Source organism: Pelagirhabdus alkalitolerans, from assembly GCF_900096905.1.
GTDB classification, from domain to species: Bacteria; Bacillota; Bacilli; order Bacillales; family Amphibacillaceae; genus Pelagirhabdus; species Pelagirhabdus alkalitolerans.
The window spans coordinates 32,312-53,947 of sequence record NZ_FMYI01000004.1; the positions used below are offsets into that span (position 1 = coordinate 32,312).

At 36.4% G+C, this 21,636-nt stretch carries 21 protein-coding genes; 7 read left to right on the forward strand and 14 right to left on the reverse strand.

Translation table 11 applies throughout. The annotated features are described in order from the left end of the window. Positions 1–5: 5 nt before the first annotated feature. Entirely contained in the window at positions 6–2,099 is a 2,094-nt protein-coding gene (locus BLR62_RS06365; protein WP_245719419.1) for an RNA degradosome polyphosphate kinase, read from the forward strand. A gap of 322 nt (positions 2,100–2,421) precedes the next feature. Here the strand turns inward: BLR62_RS06365 and pdaA are convergent, their stop codons facing one another. The 3 genes from pdaA to BLR62_RS12460 form a co-directional block, all read right to left on the reverse strand. Continuing rightward, the gene (gene pdaA / locus BLR62_RS06370) at positions 2,422–3,210 is read right to left on the reverse strand and encodes a delta-lactam-biosynthetic de-N-acetylase (RefSeq protein WP_245719428.1); all 789 of its coding nucleotides are present in this window, start codon (positions 3,208–3,210) and stop codon (positions 2,422–2,424) included. Between the two features lie 44 nt (positions 3,211–3,254). After that, positions 3,255–4,559, reverse strand: coding sequence for a Na+/H+ antiporter family protein (locus BLR62_RS06375; RefSeq protein WP_090794897.1), 1,305 nt, complete (start codon positions 4,557–4,559; stop codon positions 3,255–3,257). 89 nt (positions 4,560–4,648) lie between these two features. Further along, entirely contained in the window at positions 4,649–4,798 is a 150-nt protein-coding gene (locus BLR62_RS12460) for an SE1561 family protein (RefSeq protein ID WP_176759237.1), read from the reverse strand. A 115-nt stretch (positions 4,799–4,913) separates the two neighbouring features. Here BLR62_RS12460 and BLR62_RS06380 point away from each other — a divergent pair, with 115 nt between their 5' ends. After that, a complete protein-coding gene (locus BLR62_RS06380; protein WP_090794899.1) occupies positions 4,914–5,786 on the forward strand; it encodes a mechanosensitive ion channel family protein in 873 nt (290 codons plus the stop codon). 6 nt (positions 5,787–5,792) lie between these two features. Here the strand turns inward: BLR62_RS06380 and BLR62_RS06385 are convergent, their stop codons facing one another. The 3 genes from BLR62_RS06385 to BLR62_RS06395 form a co-directional block, all read right to left on the reverse strand. Then, on the reverse strand, positions 5,793–6,530 hold the full coding sequence (locus BLR62_RS06385; protein WP_176759238.1) for a YfkD family protein: 738 nt from the start codon (positions 6,528–6,530) through the stop codon (positions 5,793–5,795). A 61-nt stretch (positions 6,531–6,591) separates the two neighbouring features. Beyond that, a complete protein-coding gene (locus tag BLR62_RS06390; RefSeq protein ID WP_090794905.1) occupies positions 6,592–7,269 on the reverse strand; it encodes an amino acid ABC transporter permease in 678 nt (225 codons plus the stop codon). A gap of 24 nt (positions 7,270–7,293) precedes the next feature. Further along, complete coding sequence (locus tag BLR62_RS06395) at positions 7,294–8,181, reverse strand: transporter substrate-binding domain-containing protein (RefSeq protein WP_090794908.1); 888 nt, start codon at positions 8,179–8,181, stop codon at positions 7,294–7,296. A 316-nt stretch (positions 8,182–8,497) separates the two neighbouring features. Here BLR62_RS06395 and BLR62_RS06400 point away from each other — a divergent pair, with 316 nt between their 5' ends. The 3 genes from BLR62_RS06400 to BLR62_RS06410 all read left to right on the forward strand — a co-directional run bounded on the left by BLR62_RS06400 (position 8,498) and on the right by BLR62_RS06410 (position 12,213). Then, entirely contained in the window at positions 8,498–10,429 is a 1,932-nt protein-coding gene (locus tag BLR62_RS06400) for a heavy metal translocating P-type ATPase (protein WP_342706536.1), read from the forward strand. A gap of 125 nt (positions 10,430–10,554) precedes the next feature. Then, on the forward strand, positions 10,555–11,610 hold the full coding sequence (locus BLR62_RS06405) for an LLM class flavin-dependent oxidoreductase (RefSeq protein WP_090794909.1): 1,056 nt from the start codon (positions 10,555–10,557) through the stop codon (positions 11,608–11,610). 36 nt (positions 11,611–11,646) lie between these two features. Continuing rightward, on the forward strand, positions 11,647–12,213 hold the full coding sequence (locus BLR62_RS06410; protein ID WP_090794912.1) for an NADPH-dependent FMN reductase: 567 nt from the start codon (positions 11,647–11,649) through the stop codon (positions 12,211–12,213). A gap of 59 nt (positions 12,214–12,272) precedes the next feature. Here the strand turns inward: BLR62_RS06410 and BLR62_RS06415 are convergent, their stop codons facing one another. From BLR62_RS06415 to BLR62_RS06435, 5 genes are all read right to left on the reverse strand, one after another. Further along, the gene (locus BLR62_RS06415) at positions 12,273–13,115 is read right to left on the reverse strand and encodes a YihY/virulence factor BrkB family protein (RefSeq protein WP_090794914.1); all 843 of its coding nucleotides are present in this window, start codon (positions 13,113–13,115) and stop codon (positions 12,273–12,275) included. A 26-nt stretch (positions 13,116–13,141) separates the two neighbouring features. Next, on the reverse strand, positions 13,142–13,429 hold the full coding sequence (locus tag BLR62_RS06420) for a hypothetical protein (RefSeq protein WP_090794916.1): 288 nt from the start codon (positions 13,427–13,429) through the stop codon (positions 13,142–13,144). A 12-nt stretch (positions 13,430–13,441) separates the two neighbouring features. Further along, positions 13,442–13,924, reverse strand: coding sequence for a low molecular weight protein-tyrosine-phosphatase (locus BLR62_RS06425; protein WP_090794919.1), 483 nt, complete (start codon positions 13,922–13,924; stop codon positions 13,442–13,444). Between the two features lie 111 nt (positions 13,925–14,035). After that, on the reverse strand, positions 14,036–16,198 hold the full coding sequence (locus BLR62_RS06430; protein ID WP_090794921.1) for a sensor domain-containing protein: 2,163 nt from the start codon (positions 16,196–16,198) through the stop codon (positions 14,036–14,038). Positions 16,199–16,287: 89 nt separating this feature from the next. Further along, positions 16,288–17,001 carry a lysophospholipid acyltransferase family protein gene (locus tag BLR62_RS06435; protein WP_090794924.1) on the reverse strand — a complete coding sequence of 238 codons (714 nt, stop codon included), beginning with the start codon at positions 16,999–17,001 and terminating at the stop codon, positions 16,288–16,290. Between the two features lie 256 nt (positions 17,002–17,257). Between BLR62_RS06435 and mreBH the strand changes: the two genes are divergently transcribed. Then, positions 17,258–18,265 carry a rod-share determining protein MreBH gene (mreBH, locus tag BLR62_RS06440; RefSeq protein ID WP_090794925.1) on the forward strand — a complete coding sequence of 336 codons (1,008 nt, stop codon included), beginning with the start codon at positions 17,258–17,260 and terminating at the stop codon, positions 18,263–18,265. A 15-nt stretch (positions 18,266–18,280) separates the two neighbouring features. Here the strand turns inward: mreBH and BLR62_RS06445 are convergent, their stop codons facing one another. From BLR62_RS06445 to BLR62_RS06455, 3 genes are all read right to left on the reverse strand, one after another. Further along, positions 18,281–18,766, reverse strand: coding sequence for a PTS sugar transporter subunit IIA (locus BLR62_RS06445; protein WP_090794928.1), 486 nt, complete (start codon positions 18,764–18,766; stop codon positions 18,281–18,283). A 65-nt stretch (positions 18,767–18,831) separates the two neighbouring features. After that, complete coding sequence (locus BLR62_RS06450) at positions 18,832–19,062, reverse strand: YdbC family protein (protein ID WP_090794931.1); 231 nt, start codon at positions 19,060–19,062, stop codon at positions 18,832–18,834. Between the two features lie 13 nt (positions 19,063–19,075). Further along, entirely contained in the window at positions 19,076–19,843 is a 768-nt protein-coding gene (locus tag BLR62_RS06455; RefSeq protein ID WP_090794934.1) for a TIGR01457 family HAD-type hydrolase, read from the reverse strand. A 206-nt stretch (positions 19,844–20,049) separates the two neighbouring features. Here BLR62_RS06455 and zwf point away from each other — a divergent pair, with 206 nt between their 5' ends. Then, complete coding sequence (zwf, locus tag BLR62_RS06460; protein WP_090795291.1) at positions 20,050–21,525, forward strand: glucose-6-phosphate dehydrogenase; 1,476 nt, start codon at positions 20,050–20,052, stop codon at positions 21,523–21,525. Positions 21,526–21,636 lie beyond the last annotated feature (111 nt).

Consider the following 21,636-nt stretch of genomic DNA (forward strand, 5'->3'; position numbering starts at 1 on the left):
TTCGGTTGTCCTTACCAACATCATTGAGCAGATTCGACCAACATGACCACTTTATTAATCGTGAACTAAGTTGGTTACAATTTAACTATAGAGTATTAGAAGAATCAATGGATCCTTCTAATCCCTTGTTGGAGCGTGCACGCTTTTTATCGATTTTCACATCTAACTTGGATGAATTCTTTATGGTACGTGTAGCTGGTTTAAAAGAGAGAATCAGACATAACTATGATCACGTCGATTCAAAATCAGGTTTATCCGCTAAAGAACAGGTCCATTATATATCTGTTGAGACGCATAAACTTATACATTTACTCTCTGAGTATTACGATCAACTGCTTTTAGATTTAAGACAAGAAGATATTCACATTTTAAAAATCGATCAATTAACAGAAACCGAATTAAATCAATTAGAGACTTATTTTGATCAGATGATCTATCCAGTTTTAACAGCTTTGGCTATAGACATCACAAAATCCCTGCCATTAATTGCAAATCACACTCTTAATGTGGCAGCGACACTATCGATTAACGAACAAACAAACATGTATCAAACCGTGATTGTCCAAGTTCCTGCTCTGTTAAATCGATTAATCCAAATTAAAAGTCAATCACGCTACGTATTACTAGAAGATGTCATCACGCATTTTTCGGCTAAATTATTTACAGGGTACAGTATTAAAAATGCGATCGTCTTTCGCATTACACGAAGTGCTGACTTAACATTTGACGAAGGCGATACAGAAGACATTTTACGGTCGATCGAACAAGAACTTAAAAAACGTGATTGGGGGCAAGCTGTTCGTCTTGAAGTTAATCCTTCAACAGATGAGACTGAGCTTACGTCTATTTTTTTAGAGAAATTACAGTTAAGAAATCAAGATATTTATACACATCAAAACCCAATTGACCTTAGCTTTTTAAATGAACTTTATGATGAATTAAAACATGTGAAACCCAAACTCTGTTATCCACCCTTATGTGCATTACCTGCAACAGAAGTTAATCAGGACGTTACTTTGTTCGATCAACTATTGGAACGTGACCTTATGATCCATCACCCGTATGAATCATTTGAAACAGTCGTCAACCTGTTAGACCAGGCAGCAAGTGACGACAATATTCTGGCGATCAAACAAACACTTTACAGGGTTAGCGGAGACTCTCCAATTATTCATTCTTTAAAACGAGCAGCTAGAGCTGGTAAACAAGTCACAGTGCTCGTCGAACTTAAAGCACGGTTTGATGAAGCAAATAACGTTCAGTGGGCAAGAATGTTAGAAAAAGAAGGCTGTCATGTTATATTAGGAGTAAAAGGTTTAAAAACGCATAGTAAAATTACGCTCGTTGTTAGGCGACAATCTCAAGGCATTCAACAATTTGTTCATTTAAGTACCGGCAATTATAATGACCAAACGGCAAAGTTCTATACCGATATAAGTTTACTAACATCAAGAGAAGCCCTTACTTCAGATGCTACACATTTTTTCAATTATTTAAGTGGGTTCTCAGAAATACCGATATTTAATGAATTATCGATGGCTCCTGCTACTTTATTAGATGATTTATTAGGGTGGATTGATGAAGAAATAGATTATCACAAAAAATATCAAAACGGACGTATCATCGCAAAAATGAATGCCCTAACAGACAAGACATTAATTTTGAAACTTTATGAAGCATCTTCCGTTGGTGTTGAAATTGATCTAATCGTCCGAGGCATTTGCTGTTTAAAACCTGGTATAGAAGGTGTGAGTGACACCATTACTGTTCACAGTATAGTTGGAAGATTTTTAGAACATAGTCGTGTTTATTATTTCCACCATAATGGAAACGATCATTTCTTCTTAGGTTCTGCAGATTGGATGACACGAAATATGTCAAATCGGATTGAACTACTATTCCCTATTATTCAACCTTCTCACAAAAAAAGGCTGGATTACAGTCTGAATTTAGCTTTAAAAGACAACACAAAACGTCGCATCTTAAACAATGATGGTTCTTATCGAAAAATAAAAAAACAAAACACTGATCGATGCATTAATAGTCAAGAAATACAATGTATTCATCCTAACCCATCTCATCAACCTTCATATTTTTAGAAAATCATCTAAAAAGAGCCTGGGACAAAATAATAATGAGTATCTTGAAACACGAACAATTCGATCAAGAGGGCATCGCAATCTGAAATGGACTCCCTTTCTACGGGCACGGCCTCAGCTAACGTTAGAAGCAAAGAGCGCTTCTAAAGTGGATCTTCGGACACGTGCTTTTCCCGCAAGAGTCTCGTCTATTTCAGATTGCTATGAGATATGTAAAACAAATAGCCGGGAAAAATAGATAAAATACTATTTTTTTCCGGCTAATGCATTGACTTATTAGCTTTTATCTCATACGCATTCTTTTTTTTTTTTATTTTTAAGGTTAATCGACTAAAGGATCCATTACTTGATCACGAAAGACTAAGTCATCTAACGATTTGAATGTATAGCCTTGATCTATGCAGTCTTTAATAAAATGTTCTAACATATCAGCATTATCTTCTGAAACAGTGTGTAAAAGAATAATCGCACCTGGGTGCAATTGATCCATCACTTGATTGTAAGCAGATTCCCACCCTGAAACGTTATCTTCGTGCCAATCAACAAACGCCAATGACCAAAACATATGAATATACCCTAATTCATTCGCCCATTCTAACGTTTGAGCATTAAAAATACCTTTAGGCGGTCTTATATATTGTGTACGGTCATAGTTAGTCACTGACTGCAACGCACGTTCAAATAACAACAAATCCTCTTTAAACCCAGATTGTGTTAATGCTGTGAAATCTGCATGTGTATATGAATGATTACCGATTAAATGACCATCACTCACCATGCGTTGAATCAATTCAGGTGCACTTTTTACATAATGACCGGTGACGAAAAATGTAGCCGGCACCTCATTTTCATCTAATATGTCTAAAATCCCGTCTGTATAACCCGCTTCAAATCCATTATCAAATGTTAAATAGAGCGTCTTTTCACCTGAATCATCATGGTAATAGCCCCCATATTGATCTAACAAATCTTGATACATTCCAATCTCTGGTACTTGATGGTCATTCGTTCGTTTATAACCCCAACCGTAAGCTGAAAAAGATGGTGAAAATGCAACAATTATACAACTCAAACTAATTAGACTAAATATTATTTTTCTCAATAAAAACACCTCACTTTTTATTAGCATGATAAAAGTGAGGTGTTTTATACATCTTATAAAATAATAGCGGCTAACCAACCAAACAAAATTAAAGGAATATTAAAATGAATAAACGTTGGCACACACGTATCCCAAACATGGTTGTGTTTCCCATCTGCATTTAGACCAGATGTTGGCCCGAGCGTAGAATCACTAGCTGGTGATCCTGCATCACCTAATGCAGCTGAAGTACCAATTAAAGTAGCAATCGCCATCGTTGAAAATCCTGCCGCTAAACCGATCGGAACATACAATGCTGCCAGAATCGGAACTGTTGCAAAAGATGAACCGATGCCTAATGTGATTAATAAACCAACAATTAACAACACAAAAGCTACTAATACTTGATTCGTTCCTAAGATCTCCTCAGTCGATACAACAAGTGCTTCAATCGCACCAATCTCTTGAAGCAGCTCACCAAATCCTGCCGAAATTAGCATAACAAAGGCAATCGTGCCCATCATCTTAATCCCCTCAGTCATAACACGTTCACCTTCTCTGAATGGGACAACTAATAAAATAAACATCGTAAACAGACCCGCTAATGCACCTAAAATTAATTCTTCAGTCACTAGTTGGACGGTTAATGCAACGACGATCGCAACCAATGTTAAGGCATGTTTAATATTAAATTTCACAGCCTCTTCCTGTGGTTCAGAAAACATTGGCGCGTAACCTTTATGATGTAAAGTTCTTGGCTTGCGATACGTTATAAATACAGCGATTAAAAGCCCGACGATCATGCCTGTACCTGGCAATAACAGAGACATGGCAATTTCACCTATTGAAGCATCTAAACCATTATTCGCCATCCCGCTTTGAATCGTTTGATGAAACATTAAGCCATACCCTGCTGGAATCATGACATAAGGTGCTTTTAGACCGAATGTCAATGCCGTCGCTACAGCACGTCGATCCAACTCCATTTGATCAAATAATTTTAATAAAGGCGGAATAAGTAATGGTATAAACGCTATATGAACCGGTATAACGTTTTGCGATAGTGATGCAATAGCTGCAATCGCCAACACAATCCAAATTCTTTTGTTCGATAAATGATGTACTAAATGACGAACTAATATAGAGGTGATACCTGTATATGAGATCGCAACTGCAAACGCACCTAACGTAATATAACTCAAGGCCGTATTTGATTGCTCACCCATACCACCGACAACAATCTCTAATGTCTCAGCAACCGATAAATTAGCTAATAAACCTGCAATAAAACTTGATAATAGTAGTGCAATAAAAACATGAATCCGTAACAAACTAAATATTAGTAAACTCATTACGGAAATCACAACAATCCATTCCATTTGTTGACTCCCCTTTTTATCTTTATCGTTTTACCATACTAAAGTATTGTCGTAAAAAAATCAATCCCTTTTAATGGATTGATTTAAGTTTAGCGTAATTTATTTTCCATATCTTCTATGATCTTTAGTAATCGATCAATGTCTTCAACTGAGGTCTCTTCTGGTTCTAATTGATCCAATTGATTAAGAAATGTTTGTAATTGTGTTTTTAATTGATTCACTTTATCTTGTTGGTTCATGTTACCGTCTCCTTTTTTCAGCACTTTCTCCATCTTACTAAATCCGTTTGTCACTGTCCAGATTTTATTAAATCATGTTATACTATGAATGGTTTGTTAAGTAGGAGGTATAAATATGGAATTATCCTGGGAGCGTATAACAGATCTTTTAACAATCATCTTTGAAAATAGTGTGACACAAATTATATTAGGTGGTTTGATTATTCTCACGCTTGTCCTCGTTTTAAAACGAGTGGTAAGATCTGTTTTATCGAGATCAAAAGTAATGGAAACAAAAGAATCAGACACTGTTATTTCATTAATTAATTCAATTATAAACTATATAGGCTTAATCGGCTTTTTGTTTTTTGTCTTAAGCGTATTTGGCCTTAATATTGGCAGCATGCTTGCCGGTGCTGGTGTATTAGGTATTGTCATTGGTTTTGGTGCACAAAGCTTAGTTCAAGATTTACTTGCTGGTGTCTTTATTGTTTATGAGAAACAATTACAAAAAGGGGACTGGGTAATCGTCAACAGTACTCACGAAGGTTTAGTAGAAGAAATAGGATTCCGCATGTTAAAAATACGTGCCTGGTCGGGTACGATTATTTCCATCAATAATGGGCAAGTTCAAACAGTTGAAAATTTCAACAAAGATAAAATGCGTATTATTGAAACGATCACAACAAGTTTTTATGAAGATCCAGAACGTGTAACGGATGTCCTCACGAAAGCATGTGAAGAATTAAATGCTGAACTTCACGAGTATTTAAGAAAAGACTTATCACAAGATCCTATTGAGCCTTTTCGGGTCATTGGTATGGCTTCATTAAATGATAATTACCGAGGTTATAGTTATATGATCGCTGGTTTAATTGAAGACCTCACCTTTTTCCCAACTTCACGTGCCGTTAGAGGTATTATCGCAAAATATTTATATAAATATGATATTAAAATGCCAGAGCAACAAGTGCGGACAAGACAAGATAACCATCCCTCTAGTGAATAGGGATGGTTAATTTAATTCAATGGCAATGTGTTGATTGATCGGGAGCCATGCCACCATATCTTGTTCAATGATATTTTTAATTACAAGGGATTTTTGACGACCTTTAGTTTTTAAATAAACATCACCATATTGTAAATGACCCGTTTCTTTAATCGCTCCTGCATACGCTTTAAGCATCTGTCTGTTTTCATTTGCCAAATCAGCTACTTCTACTTCTGTTCCTTCACCAAAGCGAACACGATCATTAACTGGCAGGTCAATACGCTCTCTTACATCTTCTAACAACATCATCTGAACTTGATCGGATTGGTCAACTTTTACTTGTAAACCACCGCTAACCTCAACCGTTTCTTCTTGAACATAATGGGCACGATCATTCGTTAATTCATTTTCATTAATGTTTTGGTAAAGCCAATTGGTTTCTGTATCATCTGATTGATAGTTTAGCACCCAACGACCTAAAAACACCTCACTTCGTGAACCAAAACTAAAAAATGGTTGGTGAATCGTTGTTTGATTTAATTGGTCGATAAGATAAGGGTTCGTTATCGGCTCATCGATCTCACTTATCACTTCCTTTACCCATTCTTCTTTTTCTACTTCTTTCGTATCTGTTTTTGGACTTTCTTCTGTATTGAATGATTCAACGGAGATTATCTTTGGCTCATTGTTTGGTTCTGTTTCTGCAAAAACGGATAGTGTTGGTAATAAGCTAAATAAACACAACAACATAATATATCTCATAAAAAAACCTCCTTCTGGTGTCATTTAGCATGCACCTTCGGAGGTTTTTTATACCAATCCTTTAACCTTTTTCAACGAATCGGTTAAAGTAGTTCTCAAATTGCTCTTGAACAAATGAAATCACAATACAAAGTGGCCAATAAATAAATGCAACAAGGACATACATCGTCAATGTATCAAACGCTCGGCCACCTGCAATTTGTGTTCTTTGAAGAAGTTCAGGTACCGTAATCATGGCCGCTAGTGAACTTGCTTTAACAAGGTCTAAAAAAATATTTGTAAGCGGCGGTATAGCAATTCGTGCAGCTTGAGGTAAAATCACACCTTTTAACGCTTTAGCATAACTTAAACCTAACGAATAACTTGCTTCCCACTGACCCTTCTCAACACTGCTTAAAGCAGATCGATTCACCTCAGCAATGTATGCGGCACTGTTTATACCAAAACCTATAACCGCAGCTTGAAGTGGCTGAAATTGAATATTGGCATAAGGCAAACCAAAGTAAATAATAAATAGTAAAACAAGAATCGGGGTTCCTCGCATAAAAGAAATATAAACACGTGCTGGATAACGGAGCATTCTTGACTCACTCCGCCTTGCTAAAGCAAGAAACAATCCCAAAACCATACCAACAGCCATACTAAAAAACGATACATATATAGTCATTGGTAACCCTGTTAAAATAAATGGTAAATTTTCAATGGCTAAAGGCAAATCAAAAAATGGTATGATATCCATTATGCGCCTCCCCCCTAAATAATATTACAGATCTAAACCTTCAATTTCTTCAATTTCTCCTTCAGGTTCAGTTGAAGCATCTTCCTCGTAGAAATTGATGGCTAATTCAGATAACGTTCCATCTTCTCTCATTTCATCTAATGTTTCATTGATCGCTTCTGTTAATTCATCTTCACCTTCAGGCATCGCGATCGCTTGTTCGGTTGGATGGAACTTTAGATCTGGATGAATCATAATATCAAAATCAGGAAAAGCTGCAACACCAAAGGTCGATAAATAATAATCATTAACGACCACATCAGTCTGTTCATTTGATACATCACTTAAGTAAGCTTCATTTGAGGCATTTCCATATGTGACGACTTCAGCTCCAAAGTGTTCAGCTATTTGACTATAAATGGTCGTCGCGCCTCCTCCAGCTCTTTTTCCTTCTAAATCCTCTAGACTATGGATGCCTGAATAATCACTCTCTCTAACGACCATCGTTGAGTAAGAATATTTATAAGGTTCTGAAAAGTTAAACTGCTCTCTTCTTGAATCCGTTGCTTCGATATCATTAATCGCCACATCAACGCGACCACTATTGATCGCTGGAAGCATTGAATCAATCCCCATAACTTCAAACTGAACATCTAAACCAAGACGTTCACCAATCTCTTTCATTACTTCTACATCATAGCCTGTTAATTCATCATCATCGTCATAGAATGATGCTGCGATGAGTGTACCTGACGTTGCGACGGTAATTTCACCTGCTTCTTGAATCTCTGATAACAGGTGATCACCTATTTCTTCTTGCTCTGTTTCTTCAGATGCTGCTTCCTCAGATTCAATTGGCTCTTGATCTTCCTCTCCACAAGCAACCAATACCAATAATCCGATGATCAACAAAACCCCTAATTTTTTGAACATAATTTATTGTCCCCCATCTTTTTCATAATTTTACTATGTTTAAAAAGATAACAGTTTTCACCAAATAAATCAACCAAAAAACACAATCTGTATTAATAAAATTGTTACTTATTGTTATATAACAAAATGATGTTTTCTGAAAATTGTTTTATAAATAAAACAATAATTTTCGTGAAACTATTGTATATTATATCAATCATGCTATCATTAAATTATAATAATTTTAATCTAATGAGATTCGTTTTCAATTGACACAATTGGTTTTATTGAATCGTTAATGACATTCATTATCAATTAAAAAGGAGAGTGGTTAATAGTGACCCCTATATTTAAAATTAATATAAATAATAATCGTATCTATTCTCAATTAAAAAACAAATTAATAACCAGGGTCAAGCCTCATGTTGAGTTAATCGCTTCAATAGTAAGTGGTTTAATGATTGTAATGGCTTGGGTGTTCCAAGATCAGCTTACTAGTACAGCTTGGATAACAGTTAATTCGCTTGCTTATATAATTGGTGGTTTTGCAAAAGCAAAAGAAGGGATCACAGATACATGGCAAAATCGCACCTTAAACGTTGAGCTTTTAATGATTATTGCGGCAATTGGGGCTGCAACAATTGGATACTGGACAGAAGGCGCTATTCTCATCTTTATTTTTTCATTATCAGGAGCTATGGAAACTTATACGATGCAAAAAAGCGAGAAAGATTTATCTGCATTGATGCAATTACAACCTGATACAGCTACTAGAATTGTAAATGGTGAAGAGGAAGTTGTGTCCGTTGATAAATTAGGTATTGGAGACCGGATTAGTATTAAAGCTGGTGAGAAGATAGCAGCAGATGGTCAGATTAAAGAAGGGTATTCGACCATTGATGAAAGTGCGCTAACAGGGGAGTCGATCCCCGTAACCAAAACAGTGAGTGATACAGTATTCACAGGAACGATTAATACAAATGGTGCACTAATAGTTGAAGTCACAACTCAAGCGAGTGAATCTTTCGTTCAAAAAATCATGCAACTTGTTCGAGACGCACAAAATGACAAGTCACCTACTCAACGGTTCATTGAAAAATTTGAAAATATTTATGTGAAGTCTGTTTTAATCTTTGTTGCGCTTATGATGTTTATTCCACATTATGCGCTAGGGTGGAGTTGGACGGATACAATCTATCGAGCGATGATCTTACTTGTTGTCGCTTCACCATGTGCGCTTGTTGCATCTATATCACCTGCTACACTATCTGCTATATCAAACGGGGCTAGACATGGCATTTTATTTAAGAGTGGCATTCACCTCGAGAACTTAGAACGTATTAAAGCTGTTGCATTTGATAAAACAGGTACTTTAACCATCGGTAAACCTACCGTTACAAACTTTATTTCAAAAGATTCTGAAGCAACTAATATGTTGCTTAATGTAGCTAAAATTATTGAATCAAAATCTTCTCATCCCCTTGCAGAGGCGATTGTCCGTTATGTTAACGATGAAGCAGAGACAGTACAGTCCTTAACGATTACAGATATAATTGAAGAAACCGGAAAAGGCATGCGCGCAACCATCGATGACGATGTCTATACAATCGGTAGCCATAAACTGATTTTAGAACACGAAGAAGCAGACTGGTATCACACGTGGCGCGACCAATGGACAGATCAAGCTAAAACACTTGTCTACCTTGCTAAAAACCACCAAATCGTTGGCCTATTTGCATTAAAAGATACGATTCGTGAAGATACACTCGATGCAATTAAACAATTTAAACAGAGTGGTATGCATACGGTTATGCTGACAGGTGATACAGAAGGAACGGCAAAAGCAATTGCTGAAGAATCAAATATTGATGATTATAGAGCTGAATGTATGCCGAATGATAAAGTTGAAGCACTCAAAGCGTTACAATCTACGTATAAACATGTATTAATGATTGGCGATGGGATTAATGATGCTCCCGCACTCGCTACAGCCGATATAGGTGTCGCAATGGGAGCTGGAACAGACGTTGCACTTGAAACAGCTGATATCGTTTTAATTAAAAATAAATTAGAAAAGATGATTCATGCCCACAACTTATCTCGAAAAATGAATCGCATCATTAAACAAAATATTGTCTTTTCTGTTAGTGTGATTGTGCTTTTAATTATCACAAACTTCCTGCAAATTATTAATTTACCTTTAGGTGTGATTGGTCATGAGGGAAGTACAATACTCGTCATATTAAATGGTCTGCGTATGTTGAAATAATCTAACCACACACATCCCTGTTGATGTGTGTGGTTATTTGTATGCTTCATCACAAGCATATTAGATGATTTATGAACGATAAGACGTGTATAGTTGACTAAAAAAGGAAGAAAGTTGGTGACACAATGGAAAATTATAAAATAAATCCTGACAATGGATTAGAATTTGGTATTTATACCTTAGGCGATCATTTGCCAAACCCACACACAAACGAACGACCTTCAGCTCAAAATAGACTGCGGGAATTAGTTGAGTACGCTAAGTTAGCAGATCAAGCAGGACTTGATTTTTTCAGCGTTGGCGAAAGCCATCAATCTTATTTTGCTACCCAAGCCCATAGTGTCGTATTAAGTGCCATCGCACAAGCGACCGAACAAATCAAGATCGGAAGCTCATCTACGATTATCAGTACTTCCGATCCCGTCCGTGTTTTTGAAGATTTTGCAACGATTGATCTTCTATCCGGTGGAAGAACGGAAATCGTCGCTGGACGTGCGTCTCGGATCGGGCTTTTTAATTTGTTAGGTTATGATTTAAATGATTACGAAGCGTTATTTGAAGAAAAATTTGAATTATTGAATCAAATCAATCAACAAGACGTCGTGAACTGGGAAGGTGAATTTAGAGCACCCCTAAAAAACGCAGAGATTCTTCCAAGACCTGTAGGCGGTTCGTTACCGATTTGGCGAGCAGTTGGCGGAACACCAGCAAGTGCGATTAAAGCAGGTAGACTGGGTGTGCCAATGTTTATGGCGCATTTAGGGGGGCCTGTATCCGTTTTTAAACAGACCATTGATGCATACAGACAAGCATTAACTCAAAGCGGATTTGATCCATCAACAAAGCCTGTTGCAACTGCCGGGTTTTTCTATGCAGCGGAAACGTCACAACAAGCACTGAGAGATCTGTATCCTCACATTAACGAGGGGATGAAGCGAACAAATGGACAAGGTTTTCCGAAGCAACACTTCGCTCAAGGTGTTGATCCCAAAAATGTCATGAATATCGGTAGTCCTCAAGAAATTATTGAAAAAATCTTGTATCAACATGAGCAATTTAATCATCAACGCTATATCGCTCAAATCGATTTTGGCGGCATGCCATTTGATCAACTACAACGTAACATCGAGCTAATCGGAACTGAAATTTTACCAGCAGTGAAAAAATACACTAAAAAATAAAGATGAAACACATTATTCAGAACAGGAGTGATGATCATGAATATCCTTCTTTTGTCCGGATCGACAATTGGATCTAAAACAAGAATTGCAATGGAACACTGCTATAAGCAATTAAAACAACATTCACCTGAGAGTGAGATAACCTTTATTGATTTAGCTGATTATCAGCTTCAATTCAGTGATGGACGCCATTACTTGGATTACGATGGCGATACCGCACATGTGACGCAATCGATCATGAATGCTGACATTATTATGATCGGTTCACCCATCTTTCAAGCATCAATACCAGGTACTTTAAAAAATGTATTTGATCTTCTTCCTACAGATGGTCTTAGAGATAAAGTTATCAGCATGATTATAACAGCTGGCTCAAGCAAGCATTATTTAGTCCCGATGATTCAATTAAAACCGATTTTGACCTATATGAAAGGTTCCGTTGTAGATGATTATGTCTTCATCGAAGAAAAAGATTATCATTTGAAAGAAATTGTCAATGATGATGTTTTCTTAAGAATCGATCGATTAATTGATGATACAATAACACAGTATGATGCACTTCAATATACAAAAGAAAAAGAAGTAGAAAAGTACGGTTTTTAATCTTTTTCATTAAAAAGGACACAGATGAGATCGTTATAATCACTCATCTGTGTCCTTAATTATTTTCGACCTTTATATTCGGCAATAAGGGCGTTAATTTCTCCTCCTGTTATGATGATAATACCAGAAATATAAAACCAAATCATCAAGACAATCACACCACCCAAACTACCGTAAGTGGCTGAATAATCCCCCATTGTATTAACATAAAAAGAAAAACCTAACGAAGATAGTTGCCACCCTATCGTTGCAAAAATAGCACCGTATAAAACATCTCTCAAATAAACTTTTGTGTTAGGTGCCAGTCGGTATAAATATAAGAACACTAAGAAGAATACAGAAGATGACACCACCCATCTCAACGTATTCCAAACATCTAAGAACTCCTCACTCGCTCCAAACATTGAGAACACATACTCCCCAATCATTCTTCCGAAAACAGGTAACAACAATGCAACCACGATAAGGAGTAACACAGAAATCAACAATGAGATTGCGATTAAACGTCCGACTATGAAAGAACGATTTTCTTCGACGTCATACGCTTTATTTAAGGAACGCATAATCGCATTAATACCATTTGAAGCAGACCATAATGTACCGATTATACCTACCGATAATAGACCTCCACCACTACTCTCGATGACTTGTTCCAAATTATTTTCAATTAAATCCATTGCATTTGCTGGAACATAGGTGCTCAATAAACCAATAATATCTTGCTGGTCGAACGGGAGATAACCTAATAATGTAACGAAGAAAATTAATAATGGAAATATAGATAATAAGAAAAAATAAGACAGCTGCGCGGATAGCCCTGTCACCTCATCATCTGAGAAGCGTTTGAATAAGTCCATTCCGAACTTTTTCACCGGTTTAAAATAACGTTTAAATCGTTCCATTATTACTCACCTCCCTGTCGTGATGTTTATTGATCACCGTTTTGGTCTTCATATTGCTGAATCCACTTTTCTACTTGATTGAGTACATCAATCGTCAAATCAAGTGAATGAGATGTAACATCTAAAACGTTTGTTAATTGATCATTAACGTTTTTAACCACTCCAGTTGGGTGTTCAATAACATAACGTGTTGCATTTTTTCCTTTAGACGTTATCTGTTTTAATTCTTTCCTTGCACTTGGGTGCGTTAAGCTAAGTAATCCACCAATAACGGCACCTAACAAGACACCTTGTCCTATAAATGAGCGTTTCAATATAATTCCTCCTTATTGACCACTTTCTAATTGGTGATCTTTTTTAATTTGTTCCAATAATGCTAAACAGCCCGCTTCGACAAGCTGATACGTTTCATCAAATGCTCCTGTGTGATAGGGATCGGGTACATAGTCAATCGAATCATCAGCAATATAATCTGTTAATTTTTTAACGATTGCTTTAGGCACTTCTATTCTTAATCGATTTAAATCGTCTATGTTTTGATCATCCATCGCTATAACATAATCAAACGCATCTAAATCACGAGCATTGATCTGACGCGCTTTCATACCTTGATATGAAATCCCTTGTTCATCTAACTTTTCTCGCGTTTTATGATACGGCGGCTTACCAACATGCCAATCGCCCATTCCTGCAGAATCAATTTCAAAATGATTTTCTAAGTTCTTTTTATGAATTAGCTGTCTAAAATACGCTTCAGCCATTGGCGAACGACAAATATTACCTAAACAAACGAATAAAACCTTTATCATTTCTGTATACCACCTTTTCTCTTCATTTACACATATTATACGAGAAAAGAGGGTTTAATTAAATAGCAAAAGCTTTTCTGAACTTAGTGTTCAGAAAAGCTCTAGATAACCTCATACATTATAAATAACTTTTTCTAATTTTTCAGCTGGTAACGGGCGACTATAGTAATAACCTTGATAGTAATCACAATTATGATCTTGTAACAACGCTAAAATATCTGCCTCTTCAACACCTTCTGCCACTACTTTTAATCCAAAAGTATGTGCAAGCTGAATCATTGCTTTAACAATCTCACTGCTGCTTGATTCTTTTAATGCACTTCTCACAAATGATTGGTCAATCTTTAAGAAATTAATCGGAAATTGCTTAAGGTAACCAAAAGAAGAATAGCCTGTCCCAAAGTCATCAATCGAAAGGGAAATACCCATTTGTTTCAATGTGTTCATCGTTTGAATACAATCTTCTGTATTTTGCATCACACTGTTTTCCGTGATCTCAATTTCCAAAAATCTCGGATCCATTTTTGTATCAGCAAGAATTTGAGCAACACGATCAGCAAAATCAAAACGCTGAAGTTCAATAGCTGACACGTTTACTGCAATTCGAATCGGATCAAAACCTTGTCCGACCCAGGCTACATGTTGTCTACACGCCTCTCCGATCACCCATTCACCAATTTGTGTAATAATACCACTTTCTTCTGCTAGCGGAATAAAGGTACCTGGTGATATGGATCCCTTTTTAGGATGTTCCCAACGAATCAAAGCTTCAAGCCCCATTACATCACCATTCGATACATTTAACTGAGGTTGATAGTAAAGTTCAAACTCATGACGTTGAACAGCTTTTCTAATATCTGCCTCTAAAAGCAGTATATCTTGATACGATTCATTCATTTTAGGTGTGTAATACATATAACTGTTTCGACCATTCATTTTACAATAGTGAACAGCGACACTTGCATGGTGAATCAACTCTTCATCTGTCCACGCATCTATACCGTAGTAACTTAACCCCATAGATGAGGTGATGAAAAATTCGTGTCCTTTTATCGTGGTCGGCTGCTTGATCGCTTGTAGCAATTGTTTAGCAAGCCTTGTGACTTGTGTTTTAGATGCATCAATAATAATGCTGAATTCATCACCACCATAACGATACACAACACCTTTATCTTCAATAAAGTAATTAAGGCGTTTAGCCATCGTATCAATCACTTGATCCCCAATACCCTCACCTAATGTATCATTGATATATTTTAACCGATCAATATCACAATAAACGACCGCAAATCCGTTTGACGGTTTTCTACTTACTAAATGCTTTAAGTCATCCCTAAACTTACTTCGGTTAGGAAGTTGCGTTAGACTGTCATAATAAGCCAATTGTCTAACCTTTTTCTCCGCTTCTTCTAATGACGAAATATCAATCGTTGAACCCACGACTTCCATCACTTCATTCTTTTCATAAATCGGTGAAAGCATCGTATATAAAACGAGATCTTTAAAGTAATGTTTAAAAATGACTTCTTCACCTTCAAATGCTTGAGCAAAAAAGTGATCGATCGGCTCATAATTTTCATGAAAGAATACGTCATCAATCGTTTCGCCTTGATCACTATTCAATAACGATGTTAATTTGTGGGCTAGTTTTCCTTCAAACATTCTAAACCGATAAGCTTGTGTTTTTTTATGACGTTGTACACGAAACGTTAGATTCATTAATTGACTGAAAAGACGTCTGTAATCATCATCAAGTGCTTCGACTAGCTCTTGATCATCTTGTTTCACATCACTAATATCCGTTCTAAAAACGGTATAGGATGTATCGCCTTGTTGATCATTAGCATTCGGTATGATAATCGTACGGAACCAAAACATTTGTTTTGATTTTGAGGCGGTACAAATATCCCCTTTCCAAACCTTTTTCTGCCTAATCGTTTGCCACATTCCCTCATAAAATGCATCATCATGAACACCTGCATGTAAAATTCTGTAATGATGATACAATAATTCTTGAGGTTGATAGCCTAATTGTTCACAGAATGATTCATCAATATAAATAATATAACCATTATCATCAATCGTTAATACTTGGAACGCTTCGCTGATCATATCTTTTAGAACATCGTACTTATGTAAATGGTTTTTGAGATATTGATATAACTCGCCTGTTAGTTTGGATTTCATTTCTTCAGTAGGGTGATGATAAATTTTATCAAGAACGGCTTCTATTTGATTGTATTCTAACACTTGGGCAATGGTATCAGTTGTCATCATTTCACCTTTTTTAAAAGTATTTTATCAATCAGTAAGTTTTAGGTACATAACAAAAATAATTTCATTTTTTTACAAAAAATGCATTACTATTTATTATTCAACATCATGTTGATTCGTTCCTGCAATTCACTTGCAAGTTGCTGACTTTTTAAATTCGCATACTCTTCCTTATATATCGGCTTTCCGATTGATAATGTTAATTGAGTCGGTTTGATTTTATTACCATTTCTCTCATACATATTATGCGTCCCATTAATTGCAATCGGAATAATTGGAACCTCAGATCGCATCCCCACGCGTAAACTTCCAGGTTTAAAGGGCTTAAGTGATTGACCATCATTTCGCGTACCTTCTGGGAACAATACAATGGATTGACCGGATCTTAAACTTTCAATACTATCATCAATGACTTTAAGCGCCGCTCGTCTATTGGATCGATCAATGAATACACATTTCATTTGTTTCATCCAACTACTTATAATTGGAAGCTTTTTGATTTCTGCTTTTGCTATAAAGCCAATTGGTTTATCTAAATAACCTAGCAATAATAAGATATCAAATAAACTTTGATGATTGGCTACAAACAATACCGGTTGATCAATAAGATTCTCTTCACCTCTTACATTGACGTTGGATTTTGTTTTAATAATTACTTTTTGAGACACTTGAGCTGGTATGTGATAAATTTGACGTGCTTTGTCAGAATAAGAATCGTCAGGTATTTTTTTGACTTTCCATAACTTAGGGATTGTTAATATAACAATCCACGTAGCATATATGTATATACCTAATGTTTTCATCTTTTTTTCTCTCCTTATCATTCAAACGTACCCTCTATTATAACGGATTTTAACAATTCTTTCGACAAATTTTATTCATTTTGTGAAACTACTCACGTAAATCTATATCTAGCACGAGCCCTTATAAATACGCAAAAATGTTTCAGGTGGTACTTTTTACTTTTGCATTCATTTTTTAAAGCGTGCTATACTATCTTACACTGTCAGTTGAAGTTAACATCAACGAGTAACATTGATAAATTATTGGAGGATAACCATGTTTAACCATACAGCAATAGGAATTGACTTAGGAACAGCGAATATTTTAGTGTACACAAAACAAAAAGGAATTGTATTTAATGAACCTTCTGTCGTTGCCATAGACACACGAAACAATCAACTTGTCGCCATTGGACAAGAAGCCAAGGATATGATCGGAAAGACCCCTCAACACATCGCTTCAATTCGCCCATTAAGAGAAGGTGTCATCGCTGATTATGATGTGGCTGCGCAAATGTTAAGCGCCATATTAAAAAAGGTCGGGAAAAAAATTGGCACTTCTTTAAGAAAACCCATTGTCATTGTGTGCGCACCAACTGGTAGCACAGCTGTTGAAAAAAGAGCGATTGAAAATGCTATTCAAAATTTTGGTGTGAAAGATGTCCATTTAATCGAAGAACCGGTCGCTGCAGCGATTGGAGCCGGACTACCCATTGCTGAACCAATCAGCAATACAATCGTTGATATTGGGGGCGGAACGAGTGAAGTCGCGATCATTTCTTACGGAGGAATCGTAACATCCCGCTCCATTCGAACAGCTGGTGATAAAATGGATGAGGAAATTGTGCATTTTATCCGTCAAAAACATAACGTACTGATTGGCTACCAAACGGCTGAACGTATTAAACAAGAAATTGGCTATGCCCCTGTTGAACATGATCCCTTATCAATTGAAGTAAGCGGACGTGATTTAGTTTCAGGACTTCCAAAAGAAATTACGATAACATCAAATGATGTTCAAAAAGCAATTCGTGAAGCTTTAGAGAATATCGCATCAACCATTCATGCAACACTTGAAGATTGTCCACCAGAATTAAGTGGGGATATTGTTGATCAAGGTATTACGTTAGCGGGTGGTGGCGCCTTATTACACGGTATTGTGGAGTGGCTAAAAAATGAGCTGCATGTTCCTGTTAGAGTAGCTGAAGATCCTCTTAATGCTATCGCCATCGGAACTGCAGAATCTGTTAAGCAAGTCGATAAATATAAAAAGCTTGGGAAATAATCCCAAGCTTTTTCCTTATAGATTTACGGTTAGTACTTCTGTTTCGCCCTTAACAACCGTTTGAGCATCTTTTGCATCAATTGACGCTACTTCACTTGTAATGACTAACGGTGTAATGGTTTTAGCTTTTTCTGAAATGGCATCTAAGTCTGCAGTGATTAATTTATCACCAGCTTTTACTTCATCACCTTGTTTAACGTGTGCTTCGAACCCTTCACCGTCTAACATAACCGTATCTAAACCGATATGAATTAAGTATTCAACACCTGCTTTTGATTTAATACCTATAGCATGCAATGTCGGGAATAAGTTAACAATTTCCCCACTTACGGGTGCTACAAATTCACCTTCTGTTGGTTTAAATGCAATACCGTCACCCATCATTTTCTCTGAAAAAGTTGGATCTGGTACTTCTGTAATAGCAACCATTTCTCCTGTAACAGGGGCTACAAGTACTTCGTTTTCGATCTTTTCTTCTTTACCAAATAATTTTTTAAACATATTTTTTACCTCCCAAAAGTTCTTTCTAAGATGTGTATACCCACATTTTCATATTATAAAGCAAATTATGATAAATTCATATTGATTTCATTTAAGTTTTGTTTCAAATTGACGAGTTCTTCTTTTGATAAAGTGATCCCTTTGCCCATCTTTTCATGATCAGGTGACCAGTCTCTGATATCATATTTTGGTTCTCGATTATTCCAACTAACGAGATTTAATTCTTTCGTCCAACCAGATGCCGATGTTGATAAACAGGCGATTTCCTCAATGATTTCATACTGAATGGATGCCATATCCTTATCCCCCCTATTTTATTGACCATTGATCAAGTGTATCGATCGTATAGGTCGGTTGTTCATCAATTGATGATAAGTCATCTGGAGTCGTGACACCGGAGAAGACGAGCAACGAATCAATACCTGCTCTTATACCAGCTAATATGTCAGTATAATAATTATCGCCAACCATTACTGTTTCCGATTTTTCAGTTCCTAATACATCCATCGCTTGATCAACAATGATCGATTCCGGTTTGCCAACAAAAATTGGCTTAACACCTGTTGTCACAGACAATACTGATATTAAAGAGCCTGCACCTGGTAAAAATCCTCGTTCACTCGGCAAGGCCACATCTCCATTTGTAGCGATAAACTTAGCGCCATTTCGAATAGCGAGTGCGCCTGTTGCTAATTTTTCATAAGTGATGCCACGATCAAGCCCCATAACAACATAATCTATATTTTGATCAGTTACAATTAGCCCCGCTTGTTTTAATGCAAAATCTAACCCCTCTTCACCGATCGGATAAACACGAGCACCTGGAGACATCTCACTAATGTAAGTGGCGGTCGCCATGCTTGTTGTAAATACATCTTTTTCTTTTGCATCGATACCCATATCTCTAAGTTTATTCGCTACATCTTTAGGATGCTTCGTTGAATTATTCGTTAAAAACAAATAAGGAATTGATTCTTCATTCAACTGTTTAACAAATTGAACGGCTTCTGGTATTTTTTCGGTACCATTATAAACGGTGCCGTCTAAATCAATTAAATATCCACTGTACTTTTTCATCCTTAACCTCCATTAAAGTTTTAAAACTATTTGTTATTTTCTGAATACGTGATAATATAGTAGGTATAGCTAAAACGCATTATAACTTTTATTCGCGTAAAATGTAAAATAGTTTATAAAAAAGTGGTATAGTGGTATCTTTATAAAGACGATCACGAACACTTTTTTAAAAATTTTATATTAAAAAAGAGAGGTAGTATATGTCCATGACACAGCAAACACCGAGAGCAGTCATTGTTATTTTCGGAGCAACTGGGGACTTAGCAAACCGCAAATTATACCCATCCTTATACCGATTATATCGCAATAACAAATTATCCAAACATTTTGCGGTCGTAGGAGTGGCAAGACGCCCACTTACAAACGAAGATTTTAGAAACAATGTTAAAAAATCAATTGAATCATTTAAAGACGATCCAATTGACCATGATGAATTCGCGTCACACTTTCATTATAACCCATTTGATGCTCAACACTTATCAGAGTATCAAAAACTTGATCGATTCATTTCTGAACTCGATCAAACACACGATGCGGGAGAAAATCGCTTATTTTATATGGCGATGGCTCCTGAATTTTTCGGTCCAATCGCAGCGAATTTAAAATCACAAGGACTGACAGATAACAAAGGTTGGTCACGTCTTGTGATCGAAAAACCATTCGGTCACAATTATGAAACAGCTAAAGAATTAAACGAACAAATTGGTCAAGCATTTTCTGAGGATCAGATTTATCGTATCGACCATTATCTAGGGAAACAAATGGTTCAAAATATTGAAATTGTTCGTTTTGCAAATGCTTTGTTTGAGCCTTTATGGAACAACCAGTACATTGCTAACGTGCAAGTCACATCAAGTGAAGTATTAGGTGTTGAAGATCGTGGCCGTTACTATGACGGTTCAGGGGCTCTTAGAGACATGGTACAAAATCACATGCTTCAAATGGTCTCATTGCTTGCGATGGAACCACCTGCAACACTTAACCCTGATGAAGTACGTTATGAAAAGGTAAAAGTATTAAGAAGTTTACGCAATCTTCAACCAGAAGATGTAAACGATTATTTTGTTCGTGGTCAATATGATGCGGGTGAAATTGATGGAGAATATGCTGATCGCTATCGTGATAGCAAAGGTGTTGAATCAGATTCAAATACTGAAACTTTCGTAGCTGGTAAGTTTATGATTGATAACTTCCGTTGGGCTGGCGTGCCGTTTTATATCCGAACTGGAAAACGCATGGCTAAAAAGTCAACCGAAATCGTTGTTCAATTTAAAGACCTACCGATTAACCTTTATAAGGAAAAGGGAGACACGATTGACCCTAACTTGCTCGTTATTCGTGTCCAACCAGATGAAGGAATTACCCTTCATTTGAATGCAAAGAAAACTGCTTATGAAACGATCAGTACACCTATTTCTATGCATTATGACAAAAATGATGAAAAAGCAGAAAGTCCTGATGCTTATGAGAAATTATTAAACGATTGTTTACACGGCGATTCAACTAGTTTTGTTCACTCTGATGAAGTGTCATTATCTTGGAAATACATTGACACTATTTCAGAAGCTTGGGAGAAAGAAAAAGCTGACTTCCCTAACTACAAATCGGGTACGTATGGTCCAGCTGATTCTGATGAGTTACTAAAAAAAGATGGATTCCAATGGTGGAATGTTGTCAATTAAAACAAAAAACGATAAAAACACAGGCTTTCCAAAACGGAAGCTTGTGTTTTTGGTTGTACAATAATGAAACAAAAAGCTTGACTCCAAACATACAGGAGTCAAGCTTTTTAA

Bases quoted from the DNA above. Each gene is read 5' to 3' on its own strand.
- BLR62_RS06375 (WP_090794897.1), bottom strand. From the start codon at position 4,559: ATGGAATGGATTGTTGTGATTTCCGTAATGAGTTTACTAATATTTAGT.
- BLR62_RS12460 (WP_176759237.1), bottom strand. From the start codon at position 4,798: ATGAACCAACAAGATAAAGTGAATCAATTAAAAACACAATTACAAACA.
- BLR62_RS06380 (WP_090794899.1), top strand. From the start codon at position 4,914: ATGGAATTATCCTGGGAGCGTATAACAGATCTTTTAACAATCATCTTT.
- BLR62_RS06385 (WP_176759238.1), bottom strand. From the start codon at position 6,530: ATGAGATATATTATGTTGTTGTGTTTATTTAGCTTATTACCAACACTA.
- BLR62_RS06390 (WP_090794905.1), bottom strand. From the start codon at position 7,269: ATGGATATCATACCATTTTTTGATTTGCCTTTAGCCATTGAAAATTTA.
- BLR62_RS06395 (WP_090794908.1), bottom strand. From the start codon at position 8,181: ATGTTCAAAAAATTAGGGGTTTTGTTGATCATCGGATTATTGGTATTG.
- BLR62_RS06405 (WP_090794909.1), top strand. From the start codon at position 10,555: ATGGAAAATTATAAAATAAATCCTGACAATGGATTAGAATTTGGTATT.
- BLR62_RS06410 (WP_090794912.1), top strand. From the start codon at position 11,647: ATGAATATCCTTCTTTTGTCCGGATCGACAATTGGATCTAAAACAAGA.
- BLR62_RS06415 (WP_090794914.1), bottom strand. From the start codon at position 13,115: ATGGAACGATTTAAACGTTATTTTAAACCGGTGAAAAAGTTCGGAATG.
- BLR62_RS06425 (WP_090794919.1), bottom strand. From the start codon at position 13,924: ATGATAAAGGTTTTATTCGTTTGTTTAGGTAATATTTGTCGTTCGCCA.
- BLR62_RS06430 (WP_090794921.1), bottom strand. From the start codon at position 16,198: ATGACAACTGATACCATTGCCCAAGTGTTAGAATACAATCAAATAGAA.
- BLR62_RS06435 (WP_090794924.1), bottom strand. From the start codon at position 17,001: ATGAAAACATTAGGTATATACATATATGCTACGTGGATTGTTATATTA.
- mreBH (WP_090794925.1), top strand. From the start codon at position 17,258: ATGTTTAACCATACAGCAATAGGAATTGACTTAGGAACAGCGAATATT.
- BLR62_RS06445 (WP_090794928.1), bottom strand. From the start codon at position 18,766: ATGTTTAAAAAATTATTTGGTAAAGAAGAAAAGATCGAAAACGAAGTA.
- BLR62_RS06450 (WP_090794931.1), bottom strand. From the start codon at position 19,062: ATGGCATCCATTCAGTATGAAATCATTGAGGAAATCGCCTGTTTATCA.
- BLR62_RS06455 (WP_090794934.1), bottom strand. From the start codon at position 19,843: ATGAAAAAGTACAGTGGATATTTAATTGATTTAGACGGCACCGTTTAT.
- zwf (WP_090795291.1), top strand. From the start codon at position 20,050: ATGACACAGCAAACACCGAGAGCAGTCATTGTTATTTTCGGAGCAACT.